Below are 4,991 nucleotides of genomic sequence, written 5' to 3'. Positions count from 1 at the left end.
TTGTTCAACAAAGAAACAGCGGCTTGCCCTCAGGCAAGATCACGCTACCCAGACGTTCTTCTACTGTTCATGCTAAACGTTGTTTAGCGTACTTTCCACACGATGGCCTCAGATGGGCCAGCTGGCGCAGGGTAGCACCCTGACAGGTATCGGCCATACGAGTCAGCCCGAGATTGATCCCGTCCGCCAGGATCACCGTCAGCAGCGCGTTCTTGTCATCAGCGATACGGCTGGAGCGCCGATGGGTGAAACAGTCGGTGAAGCCGGTCCAGGAATCGACCTCCAGCAGAAGATCGGTGATCTTGACCCGTGGCAGCCGATTATACGCAGCCCGCCGCAGATCCTCGACGACTGAGGGCGTGATCGCTTTCAACGGCGAAATCACGAGGCCACTTCCGTCCAGGCGCACCTGCGGCAGTTTCCCCTGTCGAGCCAAGTCCGATACTTGCATCAACGCGGTATCCAGCGTGGCGCGCCGTTGGGAGAGGAAGGCCTCGGCTGTTCCGTTGATCGCCAGGGGCAGCAGACCACGGGTACGCATCGCTGCAAAGGTAGCCTCCGGCAAGAGATAGCTGTCGAAGGCGCGGTACTGACGGCTTTCCGTCAGCCAGACGTCACCAGCGCGCAGGCGCTCGCGTAGCTGGATCAGAGCGCATAGCTCGTAGGCTGGGCGCACGAGCACCCCATCCTGGGTCCGTTCTGTGTACCGACCCCTAAACAGGTGCAAACGGCGTGCGGCGATATTCGGGATACGCGGCGCGAACCGGAACCCAAGCAGATGACATAGCGCGAACACATGGTCGGAGACGCCCCCGCCATCGACGTGATGCTCTTCGATGTGCAGATCGGCGCCGTGGTGGAGCAGCCCGTCGAGCACCTGTGCCGCCTCGCTCGCCGAAGCGGAGATAACTGTGGAATGGAACGGCGCGTAGCGATCCGAGACGTGGCTGTAAAAGGAGACAGCCGGCTCTGTCCCCTTGTGCGGATTGACTGCGCCGGTTGCCTGGGCGCGGCGGTCGAGCGGAAAGTTCTGACCGTCTGAGCTGGACGAGGTGCCGGACCCGAACAGCGCGGCCAGCGGCGCGGTGTGTTGGGCGTCGACAAGCCGGGCGAGCGCGCGACCGTAGGTTTCCTCGCGCAGATGCCACGAGGCGAGCCAACCGAGTTGGCGCTGGGTCACGAGATTGCAGGCTTCCGCCATGCGCGTATGGCCCAGATTGGTGGCATCGGCGAGCACCGCCGTGAGGATCGCACGTGGTTCATCCGCGGCACGGCCACTTTGCAGATGCGTGAAGCACTGGCTGAACCCGGTCCATCGATCGACTTCGGCAAGAAGGTCGGTGATGCGGATCGCGGGCAGATGCGCATAGAGCGGCGCAAGGGCGGTATCGGATTCCTCGGGAGTAATCGCCTTCAAGGGCGAAATCCGCAGCCTGCCCAAGCTGAGCTGCACGTCTTCCAGCGCGTCCGTCTCCGCCTTTCGCTCGACCTCGGCCAATCGACGGGCGAGGCGGGCGCGTCGTTCGGCCAGCCAGATATCGGCCGTATCCGGTGCCGGTATCGGCAAGGGGCCGGCCGCGCGCATGTTGGCGAATACGGGGGCAGGAATGAGTTGCTGCTCGACAGCACGATAGCGTCGGCTTCCCTCGACCCACATGTCGCCGGCGCGAAGCCGGTCGCGAAGCTCGACCAGCACGCACAATTCATAGATCCTGCGATCGGGAATGCCGGTGCCGATCGCCCGACGCCAAGCTTGCCGGATGAAGCCGACTGGCGTGCCTGCAGGCAATTTGCGCAGATGACCAAAATGAAGGTCGCGCATGATCGCGACCGCTCGCGCGAGCGCATGGCAGGCTGGCACCGCCCCGAATGTGAACGAGGCGATGAACGAGGGACCGACCTGTCGGAGGACGGGGTAATTGGTCGCGGCGACCGCGACGGGATCGACCGAATCGGGGCGGATCAGCTTGCGGGCTTCATCGACCTCGCGGCCGAGATCATTCCATCCGATCGCTGCCTCGACCGCAGCGCCGATATCGCCACCTGATATCTTGGCGGCGAGCAAGGCAGCGCCGAGTTGGGCAAGCAGCCGGATTTTGCCGTTGATGGTGCGCCGGTTGCGCTTGAGTGTCGTGTCCGCGCTGTTCTGTTCGCGCCGGAACATCTGCCCAAGCAGGCGATCGAACATCAGCACCGCATCGTCGGTGAGGGTAACGATGGTTTCGAGGATGGTCGCCACCAATGTGGCGCGACGCCGCGTCGCTTGCAGCGTCCGAACATGTTGCGCGGTCAGCCGCACGCCTTCCTGGCACAGGCGTCGGAGGCGCTCGGGATGGACGCCTACGGCGATATCCGGATCGATCCCGATGGCCCGAAGCAGTGTCAGTCGCTCGATGATGGCGGCGAATGTCTTTCGGCCGGGCTTGCCGGGTGACTGCCGCACCCAGGCCAGATCGCTCAAGTTCGTGCCTGTGTGGGGCAGGAGAAGCGCATCGAGCAGCCGGCGCTGTCGAGCATCGAGTCCTCGGGTCAGATGCTCGGCGACATGGCGTTCGGCATCGAGCAACGCCTGTGCGACCATCCGCTCGACCGAACTGATGCCCGGCACAATGATGCGCCGTCGCCGGCACTCATCCAGCATCACGCGCGCCAGCCTAGCCCCGCTGGTCGTCGTCAGCGCGATCGGCAGGAGCCATTCCTGCAACGTCGTTCGCAGCGGCCGACTGAGCGGCATGAAGCCGAATGCATCGCGCAGTGCATCGAGCTGTTCGTACCGGGTCGGGCCGCGCGTCGCGTAGTCGGCCAGCACCTCGGGTCCGACCTGCAATTGCTCTGCGACGAACGCGAGCGGCGTATCAGGGATCAGTTCACCGGGTCGCAGGAAACGGCCAGGATAGCGCAGCGCGCAAAGCTGGATCGCGAAACCCAGCCGGTTATGCGGTCGCCTCCGGCGGACGATGATGGCCAAGTCGTCCCGGCTCAATGTCCAGTGCTGGACGAGCAGGGTTTCGTCGTCGGGAAGCGCGAGCAACGCCGCGCGTTGCTCGTCCGACAGGACGGCGCGACGCGGCATCGGCTTAGACCTTGGCCGGTGCGGTCCAGCCGATCCGGGCAAGCGTGCCGAGAAGGGTCGAACGCGGCACCTTGAAGGTCCGGCAGACGGACGCCTTGCTGGCCCCGCCACCCAGCGCGGCGGTGATCCGCTCGAGCGTTTCGGCGTCGATCATCGGCGGGCGGCCACCTTGGCGTCCCCGGCGTTTGGCAGCAGCCAGTCCCGCCATCACCCGTTCGCGCGTGAGCGCACGCTCATATTGTGCCAATGCACCGAACAGCGAGAACAGCAATTCGCCGTGCGGCGTGGTCGTATCCATCTGCTCGGTCAGCGACCGGAACGCGATGCCGCGCGCCTTCAGATCGGTGACGATCGTCAGCAGGTGCGGCAGCGAGCGTCCGAGCCGGTCGAGCTTCCACACGATCAGTGTGTCGCCCGCGTTCAGATAGTCGAGGCAGGCTTTCAGGCCTGGTCGGTCGTCGCGCGCGCCGGATGCCTTGTCGGTATGGAGATGCCGATGATCGACCCCGGTTGCGACGAGCGCGTCCCGCTGGAGATCGACCGTTTGGCGGTCATCGGTCGTTGACACCCGCATATATCCGACCAGCATGTACGACAAACCCTCGAAAGCATGTTTTCGAACACCCTATCAAAGCGACAGGGTTTGTCGATCGTTATGGGCTGAGGCGGGTATGGTTCGGCAAAAGCGCAGGTCCGGAGCGTCGCCTATCACCTGTTTGCCGTCACGCGTCTGCTGTCCGTATGGACGCAAGTAGAAGGCACGCTGATGCCGCAAGAAGCACCAGGTCCTTCAACAGGAACTGTCCGGTTCCGGCCGAAATCGCCGGGAACCCGCCAGCGGTCGGCTCGGCGACGCCAGGCGTGCTCAGGAAAAACGTCAGTGTCACGGCATAAGTCAGGCATGACATCGCCGCGCCGAGAGCGGAGGCCGTCTTGTTGAAAGCACCGATAATCAGCGCAGCGGCCGTCGCGAGCTCGACGGTGCCTATAAAATAGCTTCCACCCTGCACCCCAAAAACGGCCGGAATCCAGCTCATGATCGGACTGTTCTTCATCAATGGCGCGATGCCCATCGCTTCATAGCTCGTGAATTTCATGCAACCGAACCAGAGAAAGATGACCACCAGCGCCCAGCGCAGCAACGCGAGAGACCCGCGAGAGCCGGTCGTCTTTTCAGCTATGTGTAATGTCGAAAACATGGTGCCTCGCTTTCATCATGGCGCATGACCTGCCTTCATGCACAGGCGTGATATATGCGCTGCGCATACACTATGCGCCGTCAATGAATGAGGCAACCCTTTGAACGTACTCTCGGACCGGCTCGTCAATCTGTTCGGCGCCCTCGCAGTGGGCATCACCGATCGAATTAAGAAGGCGGCATTCGACCCGACGATACCCGGCGGTGGCGAAACCACCGCGGCGATCGTCGTCATCGGTCACGCGACCGGTCTTTCGATCGACGAATTAGGACGGGTGCTAGGCTTGTCCCACGCGGGGACGGTGCGGCTTGTCGATCGATTGGTTGCAGCCGGGTTCGCCGTTCGATCCAAAGCGCTACGGGACCGTCGTGCAGTAGCGCTGATGCTCACTGAGGCAGGCGAGACTCGCCTATCTGCGATCCTGCAACGAAGAAACGAGACTTTATCCGAAATCCTTAGCCATGTCTCGAATGCTGACCGCCTCGTGCTGGAACGTATTGCCGAGACAATACTTGCGCAGATGTCTGACGACGCTGTCTCGGCGCTGACGATATGCCGGCTCTGCGACGAGAGGCGATGCTACAACTGTCCGATGGATGCCTTTGGAAGGCTCTGTTGCACAATTCGGTCTATTGGCGTGACGAGGCCGCTATAGAGTTTTCCATTACGCGACCGCGTGTGTGAGAGGGATTCCGAGCGCTGTGAAGCGATTGAGGATA

4 protein-coding genes are annotated in these 4,991 nt (G+C 62.7%); 1 reads left to right on the top strand and 3 read right to left on the bottom strand.

Annotated features, from left to right (window positions below; all coding sequences use genetic code 11):
• Positions 1-67: 67 nt before the first annotated feature.
• The 3 genes from HKD21_RS14170 to HKD21_RS14160 form a co-directional block, all read right to left on the bottom strand.
• Entirely contained in the window at positions 68-3,073 is a 3,006-nt protein-coding gene (locus tag HKD21_RS14170; RefSeq protein WP_194256247.1) for a Tn3 family transposase, read from the bottom strand.
• Between the two features lie 4 nt (positions 3,074-3,077).
• On the bottom strand, positions 3,078-3,662 hold the full coding sequence (locus tag HKD21_RS14165; RefSeq protein WP_194256246.1) for a recombinase family protein: 585 nt from the start codon (positions 3,660-3,662) through the stop codon (positions 3,078-3,080).
• Between the two features lie 133 nt (positions 3,663-3,795).
• A complete protein-coding gene (locus tag HKD21_RS14160; protein WP_010339850.1) occupies positions 3,796-4,272 on the bottom strand; it encodes a YkgB family protein in 477 nt (158 codons plus the stop codon).
• Between the two features lie 100 nt (positions 4,273-4,372).
• Between HKD21_RS14160 and HKD21_RS14155 the strand changes: the two genes are divergently transcribed.
• Positions 4,373-4,927, top strand: coding sequence for a MarR family winged helix-turn-helix transcriptional regulator (locus HKD21_RS14155; protein WP_194256245.1), 555 nt, complete (start codon positions 4,373-4,375; stop codon positions 4,925-4,927).
• The last annotated feature ends 64 nt before the right edge of the window (positions 4,928-4,991 follow it).

Origin of the sequence: Gluconobacter cerevisiae (assembly GCF_015244675.1) — a bacterium.
Classification (GTDB): Bacteria; Pseudomonadota; Alphaproteobacteria; order Acetobacterales; family Acetobacteraceae; genus Gluconobacter; species Gluconobacter cerevisiae.
The sequence above is the reverse complement of the archived record's forward strand: the minus strand, read 5'-3'. Positions and strand labels throughout refer to the sequence as shown.

Coding starts and splice junctions, on each gene's coding strand:
- HKD21_RS14165 (WP_194256246.1), bottom strand. CDS start 3,662: ATGCTGGTCGGATATATGCGGGTGTCAACGACCGATGACCGCCAAACG.
- HKD21_RS14160 (WP_010339850.1), bottom strand. CDS start 4,272: ATGTTTTCGACATTACACATAGCTGAAAAGACGACCGGCTCTCGCGGG.
- HKD21_RS14170 (WP_194256247.1), bottom strand. CDS start 3,073: ATGCCGCGTCGCGCCGTCCTGTCGGACGAGCAACGCGCGGCGTTGCTC.